Source organism: Phaeospirillum tilakii, assembly GCF_042683125.1.
Taxonomy (GTDB): Bacteria; Pseudomonadota; Alphaproteobacteria; order Rhodospirillales; family Magnetospirillaceae; genus Phaeospirillum; species Phaeospirillum tilakii.
Genome location: NZ_JBHUIY010000004.1, coordinates 129,062 through 149,668 on the forward strand (window position 1 = coordinate 129,062; position 20,607 = coordinate 149,668).

Annotated in this window: 17 protein-coding genes; 5 read left to right on the top strand and 12 right to left on the bottom strand. The window is 67.7% G+C overall.

All coding sequences use genetic code 11. The features are described from left to right. Nucleotides 1-3 precede the first annotated feature (3 nt). Complete coding sequence (locus ACFSNB_RS03635) at nucleotides 4-447, bottom strand: c-type cytochrome (RefSeq protein ID WP_377314596.1); 444 nt, start codon at nucleotides 445-447, stop codon at nucleotides 4-6. Nucleotides 448-1,053: 606 nt separating this feature from the next. On the opposite strand from ACFSNB_RS03635, the gene ACFSNB_RS03640 reads away from it, so the two are divergent. After that, nucleotides 1,054-1,764, top strand: coding sequence for a nucleic acid/nucleotide deaminase domain-containing protein (locus tag ACFSNB_RS03640; RefSeq protein WP_377314599.1), 711 nt, complete (start codon nucleotides 1,054-1,056; stop codon nucleotides 1,762-1,764). Nucleotides 1,765-1,870: 106 nt separating this feature from the next. Further along, entirely contained in the window at nucleotides 1,871-2,704 is an 834-nt protein-coding gene (locus ACFSNB_RS03645; protein ID WP_377314640.1) for an IS5 family transposase, read from the top strand. Nucleotides 2,705-2,803: 99 nt separating this feature from the next. Here ACFSNB_RS03645 and ACFSNB_RS03650 read toward each other — a convergent pair whose 3' ends face one another. Both ACFSNB_RS03650 and ACFSNB_RS03655 read right to left on the bottom strand, forming a co-directional pair. Further along, a complete protein-coding gene (locus ACFSNB_RS03650) occupies nucleotides 2,804-3,727 on the bottom strand; it encodes an alpha-E domain-containing protein (RefSeq protein ID WP_377314601.1) in 924 nt (307 codons plus the stop codon). Then, nucleotides 3,721-5,139 carry a circularly permuted type 2 ATP-grasp protein gene (locus ACFSNB_RS03655; protein ID WP_377314603.1) on the bottom strand — a complete coding sequence of 473 codons (1,419 nt, stop codon included), beginning with the start codon at nucleotides 5,137-5,139 and terminating at the stop codon, nucleotides 3,721-3,723. Before ACFSNB_RS03655 ends, ACFSNB_RS03650 begins: the two co-directional genes overlap by 7 nt. Nucleotides 5,140-5,382: 243 nt before the next feature. Between ACFSNB_RS03655 and ACFSNB_RS03660 the strand changes: the two genes are divergently transcribed. Beyond that, nucleotides 5,383-6,990 carry an FAD-binding oxidoreductase gene (locus tag ACFSNB_RS03660; protein ID WP_377314605.1) on the top strand — a complete coding sequence of 536 codons (1,608 nt, stop codon included), beginning with the start codon at nucleotides 5,383-5,385 and terminating at the stop codon, nucleotides 6,988-6,990. Between the two features lie 54 nt (nucleotides 6,991-7,044). On the opposite strand, the gene chrA is transcribed toward ACFSNB_RS03660, so the two are convergent. Continuing rightward, a complete protein-coding gene (chrA, locus tag ACFSNB_RS03665) occupies nucleotides 7,045-8,262 on the bottom strand; it encodes a chromate efflux transporter (RefSeq protein ID WP_377314607.1) in 1,218 nt (405 codons plus the stop codon). 156 nt (nucleotides 8,263-8,418) lie between these two features. Here chrA and ACFSNB_RS03670 point away from each other — a divergent pair, with 156 nt between their 5' ends. Both ACFSNB_RS03670 and ACFSNB_RS03675 read left to right on the top strand, forming a co-directional pair. Continuing rightward, a complete protein-coding gene (locus tag ACFSNB_RS03670) occupies nucleotides 8,419-10,485 on the top strand; it encodes a methyl-accepting chemotaxis protein (RefSeq protein WP_377314608.1) in 2,067 nt (688 codons plus the stop codon). Nucleotides 10,486-10,700: 215 nt separating this feature from the next. Continuing rightward, nucleotides 10,701-11,843, top strand: coding sequence for a Fic family protein (locus ACFSNB_RS03675; protein WP_377314610.1), 1,143 nt, complete (start codon nucleotides 10,701-10,703; stop codon nucleotides 11,841-11,843). 98 nt (nucleotides 11,844-11,941) lie between these two features. Here ACFSNB_RS03675 and ACFSNB_RS03680 read toward each other — a convergent pair whose 3' ends face one another. The 8 genes from ACFSNB_RS03680 to crcB all read right to left on the bottom strand — a co-directional run bounded on the left by ACFSNB_RS03680 (nucleotide 11,942) and on the right by crcB (nucleotide 20,437). Next, nucleotides 11,942-13,903 (bottom strand): NADH-dependent [FeFe] hydrogenase, group A6, encoded by a 1,962-nt coding sequence (locus ACFSNB_RS03680; RefSeq protein ID WP_377314612.1) that lies wholly within the window; start codon nucleotides 13,901-13,903, stop codon nucleotides 11,942-11,944. Between the two features lie 26 nt (nucleotides 13,904-13,929). Further along, entirely contained in the window at nucleotides 13,930-15,630 is a 1,701-nt protein-coding gene (locus ACFSNB_RS03685) for an NAD(P)H-dependent oxidoreductase subunit E (protein WP_377314614.1), read from the bottom strand. Between the two features lie 452 nt (nucleotides 15,631-16,082). Then, complete coding sequence (locus ACFSNB_RS03690; RefSeq protein WP_377314616.1) at nucleotides 16,083-16,616, bottom strand: DUF4405 domain-containing protein; 534 nt, start codon at nucleotides 16,614-16,616, stop codon at nucleotides 16,083-16,085. A gap of 11 nt (nucleotides 16,617-16,627) precedes the next feature. After that, nucleotides 16,628-17,083, bottom strand: coding sequence for a c-type cytochrome (locus ACFSNB_RS03695; RefSeq protein WP_377314617.1), 456 nt, complete (start codon nucleotides 17,081-17,083; stop codon nucleotides 16,628-16,630). A gap of 122 nt (nucleotides 17,084-17,205) precedes the next feature. Continuing rightward, nucleotides 17,206-18,615: an ATP-binding protein gene (locus ACFSNB_RS03700; RefSeq protein WP_377314618.1), complete on the bottom strand. Its 1,410-nt coding sequence runs from the start codon at nucleotides 18,613-18,615 to the stop codon at nucleotides 17,206-17,208. Between the two features lie 5 nt (nucleotides 18,616-18,620). Then, entirely contained in the window at nucleotides 18,621-19,340 is a 720-nt protein-coding gene (locus ACFSNB_RS03705) for a response regulator (protein WP_377314619.1), read from the bottom strand. Nucleotides 19,341-19,698: 358 nt separating this feature from the next. After that, entirely contained in the window at nucleotides 19,699-20,028 is a 330-nt protein-coding gene (locus ACFSNB_RS03710; RefSeq protein ID WP_377314621.1) for a DUF190 domain-containing protein, read from the bottom strand. A 19-nt stretch (nucleotides 20,029-20,047) separates the two neighbouring features. After that, nucleotides 20,048-20,437 carry a fluoride efflux transporter CrcB gene (gene crcB, locus ACFSNB_RS03715; RefSeq protein WP_377314623.1) on the bottom strand — a complete coding sequence of 130 codons (390 nt, stop codon included), beginning with the start codon at nucleotides 20,435-20,437 and terminating at the stop codon, nucleotides 20,048-20,050. Between the last annotated feature and the right edge of the window lie 170 nt (nucleotides 20,438-20,607).

Sequence of the window (20,607 nt, forward strand, 5' to 3'; positions counted from 1 at the left end):
CTCCTATTGCTGCGGGATCGCCGCTTGGCGGGCGCGGATCTCCGGCGGCCAGCGCGATTCGATGAAGGCCAGCACCGCCCGGATCTCGTCGTCGTTCAACACCCCGACGAAGGACGGCATCCCGCTCTTGTAATCGGGCGGGACGAACGGCGCCAGCCCATGCTTGGTCACCGCGAACAGATAGGAATCGGGATGGTGCCAACTATGGCCGCTGGCATCGTGCGGCGGTGCCGGTAATTCGCCGTTGGGCTTGCGGATCCGCCAGTTCGGCTCACCCTCCAGTTGGGCGCCGTGGCAGCGGGCGCACTGGGCCTGATACAGCCCCGCCCCACGCGCCACCTGGGCCGGGTCGTCGGGGTTGATCCGGTGTGTCGGCGCGAGCCACCAGCCCACGCCGGCCAGCGCGGCGACCGTCAGGGTTCCCAGCAACAACAGGCGCACCCACATCGATGGATCAGATCGCTACTATCGAAACCGAGGAAAGCATGCCTGTTTTGCCGGCACCAGCCAAGGTGGTTTCCCCGCCTTGGCGCCGGGGTCTGTGAAAAAATGGGGGGGCGCCGGATAATAGGCTTGGAGTGTTCTAGAAGCGGATTATCCTGGAAGAGTTATGCGAAAACCTGAGGAGTCGTGATGGCGCCGTCCCGTTTTTCTCCTCCGCCCACTCGGTTCGGCCCAGTGGCGCCCACGCCTACATCTGCGACGCTTCAGCCTAAGCAGGGAGCTTTCCCCCCGCCCACTCGGTTCGGCCCAGTGGCGCCCACGCCTCCATCTGTGACGCTTCAGCCTAAGCAGGGAGCTTTCCCCCCGCCCACTCGGTTCGGCCCAGTGGCGCCCACGCCTCCATCTGTGACGCTTCAGCCTAAGCTGGGAGCTTCCCCCCCGCCCACTCGGTTCGGCCCAGTGGCGCCCACGCCTCCATCTGTGACGCTTCAGCCTAAGCTGGGAGCTTCCCCCCCGCCCACTCGGTTCGGCCCAGTGGCGCCCACGCCTCCATCTGCGACGCTTCAGCCTAAGCTGGAAGCTTCCCCCCCGCCCACTCGGTTCGGCCCAGTGGCGCTTACACTTCAGCCCAAGCCGGGCGCCGCACTGCCGCTTTTCCGATTCGCTGGTGTGGCGGGACGTTTTGAGGTCTTGCAGCTTGCTAAGGCACCAGCTGCGGCCGTGGTGCCCCCCCGCTTTGTTCGGGTGCATTTTAGCTCTCATCCGGCAGCAGAATCGGCTCGGGAGATCCGCTCGCGGGGTGAAGCCAATGGTCGCAATATTGCTACCGTTAATTTTAAGGTCCTGTCGACTGGGGTTAAGATGATTCATTCTGAGATTTCTGACGGGGTCCACAGTGAAAGGCTCATACACGATTGGCTTGAGTTAAAATATAGTGGCAATTATGAGGTTATTTGGCTTTATACGGAACTTGAACCTTGTGGTGTTGACTACCATAATTGTCGAGAGAAGGTGCGAAAATGGTTTCCTATGGCTGAAATTTATTATTCAATTATTTACCCATCATTCGATGATGTTTCTGATGACGATAAGGCGCTCTCGGCGCCGGCACGAGCAAAAAAGCGGGTAGAAAAAGCCAAGAGGCGGCGCAAACGCAGCTCCGCGCTTCTAAAGCGCCTTCAAACCACGATGAGTTCTCGAGCTAGAAAGAGAATTCGTCTGAATGATCCAATCAGTATTGACGATTTTCACCCGGCTCTTAATGTGCCATATTCACCCTCTCGCAAAGATAGTAGCAAATCTCCTGGAGTGATGCTTTGATTTTGTATGCCCGGATTCCCTCGTAAGAGGCTAACCGAAAAATAAGTTGGGTGATTTCAATGACTTGTGATTCAATCGGTGTTGCGAAGACTGAATGGCTCACAAGATGTCGCGGACTGAAATCACCCGCAAACAGTATCGGCGGGATGGGCAGAGGTATTCAAGCGATTTGACCGATGAAGAATGGGCTTTGGTTCTGCCGCATTTGCCTGCGCCCGAGCGACGTGGTCGCCCCCGGAAGGTTTCGTTGCGGGAGGTGCTCAACGCCATTCTCTATCTTGTCGAAAGTGGCTGCCAGTGGCGGATGCTGCCCAAGGATTTTCCGCCGATGACGACGGTTCAAGGCTATTTCTACCGATGGCGGGACTCGGGGGTCTGGGCCAGCATCAATCAGTATTTGGTGATGGCGGCCCGCGAAGCGATGGGGCGCGATGCCCAGCCGACGGCCGGTGTCATTGACAGCCAATCGGTCAAGACGACAGAGTCCGGTGGCCCCAGAGGCTTTGATGCCGGCAAGAAGATCAAGGGGCGCAAGAGGCATATTGTCAGCGATGCCAATGGGTTGCTTCTGTGGGCGGTGATCCGCGAGGCCAACATCCAGGACCGTGACGGAGCGTCGGACGTCCTGCTTTCCATGGCCGGGCGCTATCCCTGGATGCGCCACGTTTTCGCCGATGGTGGCTATGCCGGGGATAAATTGGTCCATGCTCTCGCCGGAAAAGGCCGCTGGACCATCCGCATCATCAAGCGCCCCGAGGATGCCAAAGGCTTCGTGCTGTTGCCCCGGCGCTGGGTCGTCGAACGGACCATCGCTTGGTTGAACAGGAATCGTCGCCTTGCCAAAGATGTCGAGGCGACGATTGAATCGGCCCTGGCGATCCTCATGATCGCAAGCATTGAGATTATCAAAAGGAGACTTGTGCGAATGAAAATCGCGTAAAACGATTCTGAGTCAGCCTCTGAGCGTGAAGGGCCCCGAAAAGTCGCTTCACGCTGATCGGTAAGAACAGAGGGAGAGCGGTTATATAGGGCGCCTCCGTCACCCCAGCAGGAAGTCGTCGTGGACCTGCTGGGCCAGCTTGGTGTTGGTTTCGAGGAAATCGACCACGAAGCGGTCGAGCCCGCGCGCCAGCAACTGATCGAGCCGGCCGTAATGGATTCCGGCATGGGCCGCCCCGGCGAGGCGGGCGCATTCCGCCTCGGGGTTGAACCGCTCCAGCAGGTCGTGAACCTGATTGAGGCAGGCATGCAGCGAGCGCGGCAACGCCGCCTGCATCACCAGCAGATCGGCCGCCAGCAGCGGGGTGACGTCGCCGCCATGGACGGTGCGGAAGGCGCGGAAGGCGCTGACCGAGCGCAGCACTGCCGCCCAGTGCAACTGGTCGTCGGCATCGACCTCGGTGCGGTCGGGCTGGACCCCGGCGGCGCGCACTCCGAGCAGGCGGGCGGTGTTGTCGGCGCGTTCCAGCGCGGTGCCGAGGCGGATGAACATGTCGGCCTCGTCGCGCAGCATGGTGCCGTAGCTGATGCCGCGGAACTGGTGGGCGCGCTCGCGCACCCATTCGCAGAAGGCGATCAGCCCCTGCTCGCGCAGGCGGGGGCCGTCGATGCCGCGTGCCTCCAGCCAGGTGCCGTTGATCGATTCCCACAGCTCGGCCGGGATTACGCTGCGCACGGCGTGGGCGTTCTCGCGCGCGGCGCGCAGGCAGGCATGGATCGAGGACGGGTTGCCCGGGTCGAGCACGGCGAAATCGATCACCGCCCCGGCCGAGGGGGTGCCGAAGCGGGCGATGAATTCCTCCTCGCCGCCGGCGATGGTCAGCACCGGCTGCCAGGGGGCGACCCGCTCGCCGCCAGCCGACAGCGACAGGCGGTTGGCGACCTCGATGAAGCGGGTGATGTTCTCCGCCCGCTCCATGTAGCGGCTCAGCCAGTAGAAATGGTCGGCGGTGCGGCTCAGCATGGGTCGTTCTCCAGCACCCAGGTATCCTTGGTTCCGCCGCCCTGCGACGAATTGACCACCAGCGAGCCCGGGCGCAGCGCCACCCGGGTCAGCCCGCCCGGCACCAGCGTCGCCGTCTCGCCCATCAGCACATAGGGGCGCAGATCGACGTGACGCGGCGCCAGTCCCTGCTCGACCAGGGTCGGCACGGTGGACAAGGCCAGGGTCGGCTGGGCGATGTAATTGGCCGGATTGGCCAGGATGCGGGCGCGGAACGCCTCGATCTCGGCCTTGCTCGAGGTCGGGCCGACCAGCATGCCGTAGCCGCCGGCGCCCTGGACCTCCTTCACCACCATCTCGTCGAGATGCTCCAGCACGTAGCGCCGCTCGTCGTCGCGTTCCAGCCGCCAGGTCGGCACGTTGGACAGGATCGGCTCCTCGCCCAGATAGAACCGGATCATGTCGGGGACGTAGATGTAGGTCGCCTTGTCGTCGGCCACCCCGGTGCCGATCGCGTTGGTCAGCGTCACCCCCCCGGCGCGGTAGGCCGCCAGCAGCCCGCGCACGCCGAGCGCCGAATTGGGGTTGAAGGCGTCGGGATCAAGGAAATCGTCGTCGATGCGGCGATAGATCACATCGACCCGCTGCGGCCCCCGGGTGGTGCGCATGTAGACCAGATTGTCGCGCACGAACAGATCGCGGCCCTCGACCAGCTCGACCCCCATCTGTTCGGCCAGGAAGGCATGCTCGAAATAGGCGCTGTTGTAATAGCCCGGGGTCATCACCACCACGGTGGGATCACCCTCGCAGGCCGGCGGCGCCACCGAACGCAGGTTGCGCAGCAGCAGATCGGGGTAGGAATCGACCGCGGCGACGCGGTAGCGGGTCAGCAGATCGGGGAACAGCCGCATCATCATCGCCCGGTTCTCCAGCATGTAGGAGACCCCGGACGGCGAGCGGAGGTTGTCCTCCAGCACGTAGAATTCCTTCTCGCCGGTGCGGACGATGTCGATCCCGGCGATGTGGACATAGACGTCGCGGGCGACGTGCAGCCCCTGCATTTCCGGCCGGAACAGGCCGTTGTGGAGCACCCGCTCGGGCGGGATGATCCCGGCCTTGAGGATCTCCTGGCCGTGATAGAGATCCTTGAGGAAGGCGTTGAGCGCCCGCACCCGCTGACAGCAGCCGTCGGACAGGGTCTTCCACTCGCTGGCGGTCAGGATGCGCGGAATCGGGTCGAACGGGATCAGCCGCTCGGTCCCCTCCTGGTCGCCATAGACCGCGAAGGTGATGCCGAGCCGGCGGAACAGCGCGTCGGCCTGCTCGTTCTTGCGGGGGAGGAGATCGGGTGGCATCGACAGCAGCCAGTCTTCATAGGCCCGGAACGGCGGACGGACTCCGCCGTCGGCAGACTTCATTTCGTCGAAGGCCATCGTCGCTCCACCCTCCGTTGCGGCCGCATACCCTGCCAAGATTAACGGCTGCCCGGGTGCGGGGCAACCCATGCGCCACCCGCTCCACCCCTTTTTGTGGGCCACGCCCACCCGGATGCCGCCCTGGCGCGGAGTCGCGGCGCGGAGGGGGAAACGGGTAGGGTAAAGGGGTTCAAGCGGCGGCGGGTTGGTGCTATATGGTCGGCCGCTTCCCCCCCTCCCAGCAGAACTGGTTCGCCCGCCATGTCCACGGCACCCCTCGACTTTTCCGCCCTGCCCGAGGCCGAGCTGACCGATGACGGCGGCCGGCCGCTGGTCGCGCGCCTGTGCGTCACCGCCGACATTGCCGGCGCGGTGGCCGAGGCGGTGCGGCAGAACTGGGCGGTGATGCCGGCCGGGGGGCTGACCAGCGCGATCAAATCGTTCGATTATCCGGCCGAGGCCGCCGCCGGTTTCGCCGGGGTGGTGGCGATCCGCCCCCGCGCCGCCGCCATCCCCGAACTGGTGCCGGCCGACACCCCGCTCGAAGCCCTCGCCAGCCAGCAGATCGCGGTCGATGCCGCCGCCGGCACCGTGTCCGCCGGGGCCGGCCTGACCTTCGCCCAGGTCAACGCCGTGGTCGCCGAGCAGGTCGGCCCCAATCACCGGGTGCTGATCGACCTCACCAGCGTCGCCTCGGCCTGCGTCGGCGGGGTGATCGCCACCGGGGGGATGGGTCCGCTGCGGCTGCGCCCCTCCAACATCATCGAGGCGGTCTGCCTCGCCGACGGCGGCGCGCCGCGCCTGCTGGCGGCCGACGATCTGTGGCGGGTCGAGGGGATGCAGGGCTGGACCGGGATGGTCACCGCCGCCCGCCTGCGGCTGGTCGAGGTGGCGTCGAGCGAGTTCGGGCTGGTGCTGCCGGTGCAGGGCTCGGATACCGACAGCATCGCCGGCCTGCTGGTCTATCTGCGCCGCTGGACCCATATCGAGCTGCCGGCCGCCGGGCAGCGGCTCGGCGGCGGCGAGGGCGACATCGTCATCAACGGCATCGAGCTGGTCAGCCGCGATTCCCTGGTCGGCTTCATCGCCCATGCCGAGGAACCCGCCCGCTCCAAGGCGGAAAACCTGCTCCAGTCCTGCGATTATGCCGGCGCCGACATGCTGGCCTGCCTGACCGGCTGGTCCGAGCTGTCGATCGACGACGTGCTGATGGGGCTGCTCGATCCCGAGACCGAGACCATCGGTGGCGTGATGATCGATTTCGGCGTCGGCTTCTCCTCCGGCGCCGAGATGGAGACCTTCCGCGCCATCCGCGAGGGCGCCCCCGACCTCGCCCGCACCCGCGCCCGCGTCAAGTCGCCCGGCAAGATCAAGCCGTGGAGCACCTCGACCGACGTCAATGTCGCCTGTCCCGGCGACAGCTCCGCCGCTGCCGCGCTGCTCGACGCCTATGCCGATTACCGTCAGGCGATCCGCGCCCTCGGCCGCGAGCTTGACGGGGTGGTCGAGGTCGAGCTGTCGGCCTATGGGCACCTGTTTCCCGGGGGGCTCGATCCCCACCACCGCGTCACCCTGATCGCCCCGGAAGGGGCCGAGGCGGCGCTGGCCGGCGCCCGGCTCGCCGTCGCCGCCAACAAGCGCACCCTGATCCACGATCTGCTGTTCGCTGCCCAGCGCCATGGCGCCGTCATTACCGGCGGGGAGAAGGGGATGCCGTCGCTGGTCGAGATCGCCCGCGCCGCCGGGGGCGAGGGGCGGTTGCCGGACGATCTTAAGAATCGGATCGGGCAGGCGCGGCGGGCGGTGATCGAGGCGCCGGCCAATTTCACCTTCCGCGCCCCGGCGGAGTTGCGGGGCGAGGCGGCCTGACGCGGGCTCTGCCCGCACCCGCCAGGAACCTGAGGTTCCTGGACCTCCCCAGGGTTAAAAGGACAGCGCCAGGCCGGCGGTGGCGGAAAGGGCGACCACAATCCAGGGGGGTGTTCGGGTCATCGTCAGCAGGGCAAAGCCGGCGAGGGCCAGGGCCAGATCGGTCGGGGTATGGATCGTGCCGGTCCAGATCGGGTCGTACAAGGCGGCGGCCAAGAGGCCGACCACCGTCGCGTTGATGCCTCGCATCGCCGCCTGGGCCTGCGCGCCTCGGCGCAGCTGGTGCCAGAACGGCAGCGCGGCCAGCAAAATCAGCAGGCCGGGCAGGAAGATAGACACCAGCGCCAGCGTGGCGCCGACCAGGCGGGGGGCGCCGGTCTCAACACTGGCGCCGAGATAGGCGGCGAAGGTGAACAGCGGTCCCGGCACCGCCTGCGCCGCGCCATAGCCGGCCAGGAACCGGCCGTCATCGATCCAGCCGGGGGTGACGAACGCTTCCCGCAGCAGCGGCAGCACCACATGGCCGCCGCCGAACACCAGCGCCCCGGCGCGGTAGCAGGACTCGGCCAGCGCCAGCAACGGCGCGGCCAGAAAATGGGTCAGCAGCGGCAGCCCCACCAGCAGGGCAAGATAGGCGGCGAGGGCGGCGATCCCGACCCGGGGGGAAACCAGCGGGGTTGTCCCGTCGGGCGGGGGCGGTGTGGCGGGGCGCCGGCACAGTCGCCAGCCGGCGAGGGCACCGGCCAGGATCGCGCCGATCTGGGCCGCCGCCGAGGGCGCCGACAGGACGATCAGGCTTGCCGCCGCCGCGATCGCGGCCCGGGTCCCATCGGGGCACAGGCTGCGCGCCATTCCCCACACCGCCTGGGCGACGATCGCCACCGCCACCAGCTTCAGCCCATGCAGCAGACCGAGGCCGAGCGGTCCGGCCAGTCGGTCGGCCAGCGCGGCGAAGGCCACCAGCAGCAGCGCCGAGGGCAGGGTGAAGCCGGCCCACGCCGCCAGCCCGCCCCAGGCGCCGGCCCGGCCGAGGCCGAGGGCGAAGCCGACCTGACTGCTGGCCGGGCCGGGCAGGAACTGGCACAGCCCGACCAGATCGGCATAGGCCGCGTCGTCGATCCAGCGGCGGCGGACAACGAATTCCTGGCGGAAATAGCCGAGATGGGCCACCGGCCCGCCGAAGCAGGTCAGTCCCAGTTTCAGGAAGGCCAGCAACACTTCGCGGGGGGTGCCGCCTCGCGGCGCGGCGTCGGGGATGGCAGCGGGCGGCATGATCCTGGGCGGGTCCTCGTCGGTCCGAGTGGGGCGCAGAATATCATCTTCCCCCGCCCCCTGGCCGATCGATTGATCATCTCCTCAAGGTAATATAACATTCGTCGAATTAGCGCGACTTTGGTCGATCTTGTCCGGGCAGTGGGGGCGAGAGGCATGAGTCTTCGGCAATTGATACTGGCCAGCACTCTGGTCATCGTTGCATTCGCGATTGTGATCGCCGGGTTTCTCGCCTGGGGCGCGCTGGGCGATCTGCGGCAGGAAAAGGTGGCGGCGCGGGCTCTGGCCGCGTTTGAAACCACGCTGCGGATCGGCGGCGAGATTCCGCGCGAACGCGGCGGCTGGACCCAGGCCCTGATGCGGGAGGAGGCCGTTTCGGCCGAGACGCAGGCCGAGTTGGACAAGATGACGGCGGCGACCGACCGGTTGTTCGCGGCGGCGCTGGCGGCCTGGGACGAGGCCGGGCTGCCCCGGGCCCGGCTGGACGCGGCGCGGGAAGCGATCGTCGCGGTGCGGACCGAGGCGCGGCGCCAGCTCCAATCGCCGAAAACCGGTCGCTCGCCCAAGGCGCTCGATACGATGGTCGATGGCTTCCGCCAGGGGCTCGGCGCGCTGGAATTGGCTGTGGCGGAGAGCTTCCGCGCCGTGGCGCTGGTGTCGTCCGACCAGATCGGGCCGATGGCCCTGGCGTTGCAGGCTCAGGACATGCGAACGATCAACGGCAACCGCTCCTCGTTGCTCGGCCTGTATGTCCGGGGTCAGCCCTTTCCGCCCGCGCGGGTCTGGGAGGCGACGGCGCAGACCGGTCAGGTCGCCCTGCTGTGGCGCCAGCTTGAACAGGGCGTGCACAATCTCGGCGACCCGCCCCACCTGACCGAGGCGCTCGATCACGTCCGGCGGACCGTGATGACCGAGGGCGAGCAGCGGTATCAGGCGGTGCTGACCGCGGCCCGTGCCGGCGAGGCGTTCGTCGAGATGGCCGCGAACGCCTGGTCGCCCTGGACCACGCCGATGCTCAACAACGTGCTGGTGCTGCGTGACGCCGCGCTCGACACCGCGCGCGAACGCAACCAATCCGCGCTGAATGACGCCTGGATCCGGCTCGACTTCGCCCTTGGGACGCTGTTGGGGGTCGTGCTGGCCTGTACCGGAGCGATCCTGGTGTTGAGCCGTCGGGTGATCCGGCAGATCTGTCTGCTGACCGAGGCGATGGGACGCCTTGCCGAACACGATCTGACGGTCGAGATCCCCAACCGGGGCCGTGGCGACGAGATCGGGGCGATGGCGGCGGCGATGCAGGTGTTCCGCGACAACATGCGGCAGGCCGATCTGCTGAAGGTCGAACAGGAAACCGCCCTGGCGGCGCGGATGCAGCGCGCCGCGGCGATCGAGACGCTGAGCAGTGCCTTCGACCAGAAGGTGTCGCAATTGTTGGCGATGGTGTCCGAGGCCTGTGTCGAGATGGATTCAACCGCGCGGGTCCTGTCGGTCAGTGCCGAACGGACCTCCAGCCAATCGACCGCGGTGGCGGCGGCGACCGAGCTGGCTTCGGCCAATGTGCAGACCGTGGCCGCGGCGGTCGAACAATTGTCGGCCTCGATCGCCGAGATCGCCCATCAGGTCGAGCAGTCGAACCTGGTCTCGGGCAACGCCGCCGACGAGGCCACCCGGACCGACACCACCGTCCAGAGCCTGGCGGAAAGCTCGGCCCGGATCGGGATCGTCGTCAGTCTGATCCAGGACATTGCCGCCCAGACCAACCTGCTGGCCTTGAACGCCACCATCGAGGCGGCGCGGGCCGGCGAGGCCGGCAAGGGTTTCGCCGTCGTCGCGGGCGAGGTCAAGCATCTCGCCAACCAGACCGCCCGCGCCACCGAGGAGATCGTCGGCCAGATCAGCGCGGTGCAGGGCGCGACAGAACAGGTGGTGGCGGCGATCGCCCGGATCATCGCCCGGATCGGCGATGTCTGCCAGATTTCGATGGCGATCGGCGCGGCGGTGCAGCAGCAATCGGTCGCTACCACCGAGATCGCCCGCTCGGTCCAGCAGGCGGCCGGCGGCACTCGTGAAATCGCCAGCAACATTGCCGGCGTCAACCATGCCGCCGCCGAGACCGGCACCGCCTCGCGTCAGATGGTGTCGGTGTCGCAGGGCCTGTCACAGGAGGCGACCGAACTGCGCGGCGTGGTCGAATCGTTTCTCACCGGAGTCCGCGCGGTGTGATCCCGCCGGTCGCCGCGCGGGGACCAAAGTCCCGCGGGCTCTGCCCGCACCCGCCAGGAACCTGAGGTTCCTGAACCTCCCCGGGGGCAAACGGGACAGCAAATTGACGCATGTGTGTTAAAAGGTAAATATGAACGCGTCGCTGCGTCGTCAGTTGTAGGTTCGTCGTGCGTCGGGAAGACCTCTGTCACGCCGTCCGGGAGCGGCTGGTTCGTTTGCCGGAGCCATTCCAGGCCCATTACGGCGTCGTTCCCCCGCGTCTTCCCGAGGCGGCGGTGCCGTTGGGCGCCGCCCTCCGCAAGGTCGAGGAGGCGATGGCGGCGCTGGCCAGGATCGAGGCGATCGCCGTCGAACTCAAGGATGCCTATCTGATCAGCCGCATCCTTACCCGCCGGGAAGCGGTGGCATCCTCGGCGATCGAGGGGACCAACAGCACCCTGGATGAATTGCTTGCCGTCGAGGAAACCCAGGACGAACCGGGCAAGGCGGCAACCCGTCAGGTTCGCGATTACGCCCTCGCGCTCGATGAGCTGGTGCCGGACGTGCAGCGGCTGGGCGCCACCGCTTTCTCGCTCGACCTGATCGGCAGAATGCATCAGCGGGTGATGCGGGATGATCCCGAGTACGGCGACCCTCCGGGGAGATTGCGCCAGCGGGTGGTGTGGATCGGCGGGGCTCGGGATATCGCCTATTCGAGCTTCAATCCACCGCCGCCCGACGAAGTGGCCTCCTGCCTGACCGCTCTGCTTGGCTACATGCGCGGCGAGGGGATGCAGGCCATGACCCAGGGATTGTTGACCCGGATCGCGCTGGCCCATGCCCAGTTCGAGGCGATTCATCCTTTCCGTGACGGCAATGGCCGGGTCGGCCGCCTGCTGATCCCGCTGATGATGGTCGCCGACGGCCGTATCCCGCTCTACCTCGCCCCTTTCATCGAGACGCGCCGGGCGGAATATTACGCCGCGCTGAAAGGCGCCCAGCAACGCCTGGACTGGGAACCCCTGGTCGGGTTTTTCGCCGAGGCGGTGATCGCCACCGTCACCGAAGTGCTGGCCACCCGCGCCGCCCTGGCCGGATTGCAGGCCGTGTGGCGGCGCCGTCGTGACTTTCGCCGGGATTCCGCCTCTGCCAGGGCCCTCGACTGGCTGCCGCATTATCCGGTGGTGACGGTCAGGCGCCTGTCCGATCTGCTGGCGGTCAGCTTCAAGAGCGCCGCCCAGGCGGTGGAGCAACTGGCCGAGGTCGGCATCCTGACCGAACGCACCGGCCATGCCCGCAACCGCGTTTTCGCGGCGGGCGAGGCGCTGTCGATCCTCAACCGTCCTTTCGGCGCCGAACCTGTTTTACCGGAGACCTGATCGGTTCCAAGGGCCTGTGGCCCTTGGCGGGTGTGGGCGGCGCCCACGAAAAAGCCGGGGCCTGCGAAGGCCCCGGCTCCCGACTCGAACGCCCGCCGCTAGGAAATGAACTTCCCCCGCGTGGTGTAGTGCGTATGCAGATGATGGTGAGCGATGTGCCCGCACGGCCCGTCGGTGAGGAACTCGCGATAGAGCTGGAGCACCACCGGGTTTTCGTGTGACTTGCGCACCGGGTAATCGGCATCGATCTGGTAGATCGACTGGGCCCGCTTGGCGCGGATTTCGGTGTTGGTCGGGATCGGCTGGCCGCCGCCACCGAGGCAGCCGCCGGGGCAGGCCATGAACTCGATGAAGTGGCACTTGCTGAACGGCCCGCCGGCCTTGATGTCCTCCATCACCTTGCGGGCGTTGGCCGAGCCGTGGACCACGCCGACCCGGAGCGTCACCCCGCGCAGCCATTCCCAGTCCGACACCAGCGGCTTGAACAGCTCGGGCACCGGGCCGATCTCGGTGATCTCGATCTCGGCCATGCGGGCGCCCTCGATCCCGCGCACCGGCAGGATGTTGGCGTGGTCGAAGAAATTCTCGACCTTCTGGCCGGTCACCACCTCGATCACGGTGCGCAGCGCGGATTCCATCACCCCGCCGGTGGTGCCGAAGATGGTGCCCGAGCCGGTGCCGTCGCCGAACGGCTCGTCGAACGGGGTGTCGGGCAGGTGCGGCAGGTCGATGCCGCTTTCCTTGATCATCTTGGCCAGTTCGCGGGTGGTCAGGGCGTAATCGACGTCCTTGAAGCCGCTCGAGACCAGTTCGGGGCGGTTGCACTCGAACTTCTTGGCGGTGCAGGGCATCAGCGACACCACCACGATGTCGTTGGGATCGATCCCCTTCTTCTCGGCGTAATAGGTCTTGAGCAGGGCGCCGAACATCTGCTGCGGGCTCTTGGCGGTCGAGAGATTCGGCACCGAGGTCGGGTAGAAATGCTCCAGGTACTTGACCCAGCCGGGCGAGCAGCTGGTGAATTGCGGCAGGGGAACGTCGGTGTCGCCCTGGACCAGCGCCTGATAGAGCCGGATCAGCAGTTCGGTGCCTTCCTCCATGATGGTCAGGTCGGCGCTGAAATTGGTGTCGAACACCCCGTCGAAGCCCATCCGCTTCAGCGCGGTGTTGAGCTGATAGGTGACGTTGCTGCCGGCCGGCAGGCCGAAACATTCGCCGATCGCGGCGCGCGGCGAGGGGGCGGTCTGGATCACCACGTGGCGGGTCGGATCGTCGAGCAGGGTCCACACCTCGTCGGTCTGGTCCTGTTCGGTCAGCGCCCCGGTCGGGCAGCGGTTGATGCACTGGCCGCAATTGATGCAGACCACCTGCGACAACGGCTTGTCACCGAAGGTGGCGACGCGCGAGCGCACCGAGCGGCCCTTGACCAGCAGGGCGTTGACCCCCTGCAACTCGGAACAGGTGCGGACGCAGCGGCGGCACAGCACGCATTTGTTCATGTCGCGCACCACCGACGGGCTGGAACGGTCGATGGCGTATTTCGGCGCGGTCAGCTGGCCGAAGCGGTGGAAATCGACCCCGTATTCCTTGGCCAGCGCCTGCAACTCGCAATTGTTGTTGCGCTTGCAGGTGGTGCAGTCGCCGTAATGGTCCGACAGCATCAGATCGACGACATGGCGCCGGGCGGTGCGGACCTCGCGGGTGTTGGTGTGGATGGTCAGCGGCTGCTGGATCGGGGTGGCGCAGGCGGCCTGGAGGGTGCGCATCCCCTCGACCGCGACGACGCAGATGCGGCAGACGCCGGCGGTGCAGAGGTCGTCATGGTGGCACAGGGTGGGGATGTTGAGCCCGACCTGCCGGGCGGCGTCGAGGATGGTGGTGCCGGGGGCGACCGAGACCGGAATCCCGTCGATCGTCACCGCGATCGGCGGGGCGACCGCCTCGGCCTCGGCCGGGCGGGGGGCGGCGGCCAGCCCGCCGGCGGGGGCGGGGGCGCCGGTGGCGGCGGGAGCCCCGGTCGGGGCGGCGGCGGATTCGGCGGTGATGTCGAGGCTGTCCATGGGATCTGCTTCCTTGCGGCCGGGGGTCAGAGCGCGCCCTCGACCGGGCGGGCGAGGATTTCATCCTTGAAGTGGGCGTTGAGGGCGATCATCACGTTGGGGCTGGCCTGCCCCAGGCCGCATTTCGACGCCAGCTTGACCGTCTCGCTGAGGGCGATCAGGTCGTTGAGATAGCGGTTGGAGCATTTGCCCTGCTGGAGCAGGCGGATGCCCTCCAGCAGCTTCTGATTGCCGACCCGGCAGGTGGTGCACTGGCCGCAGGATTCCTCGACGAAGAATTCGAGGTAGTTTTCCGCCACTTCGAGCATGTCGCGGTCGGGGCCGTAGACGATGATCGAGCCGCCGATGCCGAGATCCTCGTAGGCGAGGCGGCGGTCGAACTGGCGGGCGGGGACCAGATGGCCGGTATAGCCGCCGATCTGCACCGCCTTGGCCCCCTTGCCATCGACGGTTTCGAGCAGCTGATCGACGGTGATCCCCCACGGCAGCTCATAGACGCCGGGGCGGGAACAGTCGCCCGAGACGCTGAACAGCTTGAAGCCCTTCGAGCGTTCGGTGCCGATCGAGGCGAACCATTTCGCCCCGCGCGACATGATGCAGGACAGGGTGGCCAGGGTCTCGACGTTGTTGACCACGGTCGGCTGGCCGAGGAAGCCGCGCTCGGCCGGGTAGGGCGGCCGGTTGCGCGGCTCGCCGCGCCGGCCTTCCAGGCTTTCGATCAGGGCGGTTTCCTCGCCGCAGACATAGGCGCCGGCACCCATGTGGATGCGGATGTCGAAGCAGAACCCCTCCTTGCCGAGGATGTTGTCGCCGAGCAGGTTGGCCTTGCGCCGGGATTCCAGCACCGCTTCGAGATGGGGGCGCAGGTGGGTGTATTCGTAGCGCAGATAGACCACGCCCTCGCGCGCGCCGATGGCGTAGGCGGCGACGGTCATCCCCTCGAACACCATGTCGGCGTACTTGCCGAGGATGATGCGGTCCTTGAAGGTGCCGGGCTCGCCCTCGTCGGCGTTGCAGATGACGTATTTGGTCTCGCCCTTGGCGGCGGCGGCCAGCTTCCACTTGACCCCGGTGGGGAAGCCGGCGCCGCCGCGCCCGCGCAGGCCGGAGACGGTCAGTTCGGCGATCACCTCGGCGGGAGTCTGGCTCACCGCCCGGGTCAGCCCGGAATTGACCTCGTGATTGGTGTAATTGAGGGTGTTGGCGTAGGTCTCGCCGACATTGCCGACGGTGGGGCGGCGGGTGTTGAACTCCTGGCGACAGTCCTCGATGATGCGATGGACCTTGGGCGGGGTCAGATTGGAGAACACTTCATTGTTCACCATCATCGCCGGGGCCTGGTAGTTCATGCCGATGCAGCTGGTCCATTCCAGCGTGAACATCCCGTCCGGGGTGGTGTTGCCGAAGCGGATGCCGAGATCGTTCTCGAGCTGATGGGCCACCGCCTTGGCGCCCTTCATCATCGACGACATGTCGCGCGACAGGCGGATGATGAACTTGCCCTTCGGCTTCTTGTTGATGAAGTGGAAGAAGGTCGCCACCCCCAGCACGTCGCCGGCGGCGATCCCCATCAGGTCGGCGATGTACTGCATCGCGAACTCGGAGACGAAGCCGCATTCCTCCTGCACCGCCTGCATGATCGGGATCAGGGCGGTGCGGTTGCGGCCGTGGCGGCGGGCCAGTTTCAGAATGAGCGCTTTTTCTCGGTCCTGCTGTGTCAGCAGCATCGTTGGTCTCCCCATCCGGTTGTTTGCTTTATTGGACTGTCCGGCGCGAATGCAGGGCACGCGCCGCCCGTGGCGGATCGCCACGGCGTCTCGACATGGTGAGGGCGGGATCCGCACCGATGGTCATCGTCCACTCCTCCCGCCGGCCGGACACGCCGCCCCAATCCCACCCGGGGCGGCCGCTCCTGCGGGTAGGGCGTAAGCTGCCCGGAGCGATGGGGCGACGCAAGCGAAATCCGCAGCGCGCCGTCATTTCCTTGCGCGTCGGTTGGAGTGAAACTAAGGAAAATACCGGCAAAATCAGGAGAATCGGCCGCAACGACGCGGATCAAGTCCTTGAAGATAAAGCAAACCGCCGCCGGCTTCGGGCGCGCGGCGGCGGTCTGGATGGAATGACGGGTAGGGTGGGTGGTCTGTACCCTACCCGACGGCCTGGCCTCGGGGCGGGGAAATCAATCGCGCCGGCCGCCCAGCACCACGCCGAGCAGACGGCGCGGGTCGGTGTGGTTGGTGGCGGCGAGGGTGGCGAGCGACTGCGCCGGGCTGTCCACCGCCACCCCGGCGGCGGCCAGCCGGCGCTGGGCCTCGTCGGGGCCGAGGCCGAGCACCGGGGCGAGCGCCACCAGCGGGGCGTCGAGGGCGCGGTCGGCCAACTGGTGGACCGGGTTGCCGCCGCCGGCGGGGGCGGTGAAGCTGGCGCCGACGAAGGCCAGCATGGCGAAGCCGGTCAGGGCCAGCAGGACATGCTGGCGCGGCTGGCGCAGCATCGCCGCGAAGCTGCCGCGATGGCGCACCACATGCAGCACGGCGATCGCCAGGAAGGCCATGCCGAGCCATTCGTGCATCGAATGGACCTGACGCTTGGCGAGATCGAAGAACAGCAGGCCGCCGCTGACCCCCACCACCAGCCCGACGGCGGTGGTGGTCTGGGTGACGTAGCGGCGCAGCCAGCCGTCGAGGCCGGCGGGAGGGGTTGGGCTGGTCATCGCGTGGCCCCTCAATCTTCCTTGTAGGCGCGGTGGCAGGCCTTGCAGCTCGCCATCATCTTGTCGAAGGCGTCGGCCAGCCGGGCGCGGTCGGCGCCGGGGGCGCTGGCGAGCTGGGCCAGGGTGTCGGCGCGTTCCTGGAAGGTTTTGGCCTTGGCGGTGAAGTCGGCGAAATTGGTCCAGATCTCGGCCTTGGCGTCGGTCTTGCCCTGGTTGCTGCCGGGCGGGAACAGGCTGGGGATGCGGGCGCCGAGGTCGGACAGCGACTGGGCGGCGGCGGCGACCATTGCGGGCTTGTTGTCGCCGAGCCCGGCCTTGATCTGCTCGACCGAGCGTTTGGCGGCCTTGAAATCCTGTTCGCGCTGCTCGATCGGGTCGGCGGCGTTGGCGGTGGCGACCAGCCCAAGCGTCAGGGCCAGGGCGGCGAGGGGCAGCAGGCGAAACATTGGGCGGACGGAAACGGTCACGGGGGGCCTCGGTGGGGGAAGTTGCGATGGCGTGACCCTAGCCCGAAAAGACTGCCGAACTGTGTCCGGCCGGGGCGGGTTTTGTCGCAGGCGGTCCCAGCCGCGCCCCCTGCGACAAATGCTTACACTTTTGCCGTGGGGGCGCCACTTCGCCCCGCCGCCGGCAGCGGCAGCGACACCGTCGCGGTCAGCCCGCCCGCCGCCCGGTTGCGCAGGGCGAGGCTGCCGCCATGGGCGGCGACGATGTCGGCGGCGATGGCGAGGCCGAGCCCGACCCCGCCGGTGGCGCGGTTGCGCGAGGATTCGAGCCGGACGAACGGCTTGACCACCTCGGCCAACTGGTCGTCGGGGATGCCGGGGCCGTCATCGGCGATCTCGACCAGGGCGGCGCCGTCCGCGCGCCGGCAGGCCACCCGGGCGTGGTGGCCGTAGCGCACCGCGTTCTCGATCAGGTTGCGCAGGGCGCGCCGCAACGCGGTCGGCCGCGCCGGCAGGGTCAGCCGGGGCGAGTCCTCGGCGAAGGCGACGTCCTGGCCCAGCTCGGCCATGTCCTCGACCAGACTGTCGACCAGCGCGGTCAGGTCGATGTCGCGGCTGGGCTCGCTGGTGGCGTCGTTGCGGGCGAAATCGAGGCTGGAGCGGACGATGGTCTCCATCTCGGTCAGGGTGGCGGTCATCTGGGCGGCGAGGTCGGGATCGTCGAGCAGCTCGGCCTTGAGCCGCAGGCTGGTCAGCGGGGTGCGCAGATCGTGGCTGATCGCCCCGAGCAGGCGGGTGCGGTCCTGGATGAAGCGGGTCAGCCGGTCCTGCATGGTGTTGAAGGCGCGGATCAGCGCCACCACCTCGCTCGGCCCGTCCTCAGGCACCCGGGGCACCGTCTCGCCGCGTCCCAGCCGCTCGACCGCGGCGGCGAGGCGGCGCAGGCTGCGGGTCTCGTGGCTGACCAGCAGGAACACGCCGCCGATGGTCACCCCGGCCAGCACCAGCAGCGAAACCAGGGTCGGCCGGTCCCACAGCGGCGGCAGCACCATCCGGGCCTGGGCGTTGAGCCAGCGCCCGTCGGCCAGCGGCACCGCGATCGCCAGCGCGCCGAAATCGTGGCTGTGGTCGGCCGGGCCGGCATGGGGCGAACCCGACACCGCCTCGTAGCCGGCGCAGGGGCGGGTGTCGGTCGTCTCCATGGCGAGACGGGGCGGCCCGGCGGCGTAGAGCCGCAGCAGGCTGGCCAGCCGGCCGGCCAGCGGCGGATCCTGGTCGGGGCCGTCGGCCACCACCGGGGCGGCCTCGATGGCGTAGCACAGGTCGGACAGGCTGAGATGCTCGACCGTCTCGGCCCAGCGTTCGGCCGGAAGGGCGGCGAGCAGGCGCAGGGTGGCCTCGACCTGCTCGAAGATCTGGCTGTGGACCAGCCCGCGCTTCAACCGGTGCTGGCCGTGGAGGGCTTCCGCCAGCCAGATCCCCTGCGACAGCCCGATCGCCAGCAGCAGCGGCAGCACCAGACGGGGAAAGATCCGGCGCGGCAGCAGCCTCATCGCCCTCAGGCCTCCTCGACCGGCACCGACAGGCAATAGCCCTCGCCCCACACCGTCTTGATGATGCGGGGGGCCTTGGGGTCGTCCTCGATCTTGCGGCGCAGCCGGCTGATGATGTTGTCGATGCTGCGGTCGAACGGCTCGGCGGCGCGGCCGGCGCTGAGGTCGAGCAACTGGTCGCGGTTGAGGGTCTGGCCCGGCCGCCGCGCCAGCACGTCGAGCAGGCGGAACTCGGCCGAACTGAGCGCCACCGCCACCCCGTCCGGCCCGGTCAGCTCGCGCCGGGTCGGGTCGAACCGCCAGCGGTCGATCCGCAACGGCCGCCCGGCCTCGGCCTCGACCAACGGCCGCCCCGGCCCGCCGGCGCGGCGCAGCACCACCTTGATCCGCGCCAGCAATTCACGCGGGCTGAACGGCTTGCAGACGTAATCGTCGGCGCCGAGTTCAAGCCCGACGATGCGGTCGGCCTCCTCGCTCATCGCCGTCAGCATGATGAAGGGAATCCGCGCCTCGCGCAGCGGCCGGGCCAGATCGAGCCCGCTTTCCCCCGGCAGCATCAGATCGAGAATCACCAGATCGAACGCCCCGGTCGCCAGGCTCTGCCGCATCGCCCGCCCGTCGCCGACCGCGCTGACCCGCAGCCCCATCTTGGTCAGATAACGCGCCAGCGGCTCGCGGATCTCGCGGCTGTCGTCCACCACCAGGATATGCGGAACCCTCTCCATCCGCTGATCCTATACCATCGGCCAGGGCCGGTCAGCCCCCCTGGCGGGCTGCCGCCCGCACCCGCTCGGGGCGCAAAGCTCCCCGAACCCCTTCTTTTTTTGTTCATTCCGGGGCGACGGACCGAACGGCCCTCCGGTCTGTTCCGTCATGCGCGGACTTGATCCGCGCATCCAGGGGAGCCGTTTGGCGCCCTGACACGGGAATGACCAGTCTCTCTTTCCCCGGAGGTTCGTATTTTTGATGGGGAAATCGAAAAAAAAGAAGGGGGTCCGGGGCATCGCCCCGGCCGGGCCCGCGGGCGGGAGCCCGCGTAACGCGATGGGATGGCGCGCGAAGCGCGCGGGCGGGAGCCCGCCGTCATTCCCCGCCGGTCAGCACCTGGACCTTTTCGAGCGTGACCAGTCCCTTGCCCAGCACCGGGGTCAGGTGGGGCAGGAAGGCTTCGATCTTTTCCCGGGAATCGACGAGTTCGATCACCAGCGGCAGGTCCTCGGACAGATCGAGGATCTTGGCGGTATGCAGCCGGTTGGAGGCGCCGTAGCCAAGCGGGCCGCGCAGCACGGTGGCCCCGGCCAGTCCCTGCTCGCGCGCCAGCAGCACGATCGCCTCGTGCAGCGGGCGGCCGTCGAGGCGGCGGCGTTCGCTGGTGTAGATCCGGAGCAGGGCGGCTTCGCGCAACATGGTCATCCTGGGTGCCTCCCTCCGGTCACGGCAACTGGTTGAACAGGCTGGCGCCGACATGGCCGAGCCACACCCCGAACAGGCACAATACCACCGACAGCACCACGTTGGCCCCCGCCCACAGCCATTCCCCATCCTGGGCCAGGGTCAGGGTTTGCAAACTGAACGAGGAAAAGGTGGTGTAGCCGCCGCAGATCCCGACCATCACGAACTGGCGCCATTCGCCCGGCACCAGCACCCGCCCGTCCGGGCCGGTCAGGGTGGCGAAGGCGCCGATCAGGATCGAGCCGGTGACGTTGATCGCCAGGGTGCCCCAGGGAAAGGTCTGGCCGACCCAGGCCGCGATCAGGCCGGACAGCCAGTAACGCAGCGTGCCGCCGAGGGCGCTGCCCAATGCGATCAGCAGATAGGTCATCACGGCCGCTCCTCGCCGGGTCGAACCACCGGATCGCTCCGGCGCGGCCGAGACTAGGCCGCCGCCCCGGCCCGGGTCAACCCGCCCCGGCGCGCCCAAATCCGGTTAAGCTCTTCAAAACACTGCAAATCAACATGATGTGTGGAAAACCTTGTGGATAACTATATATT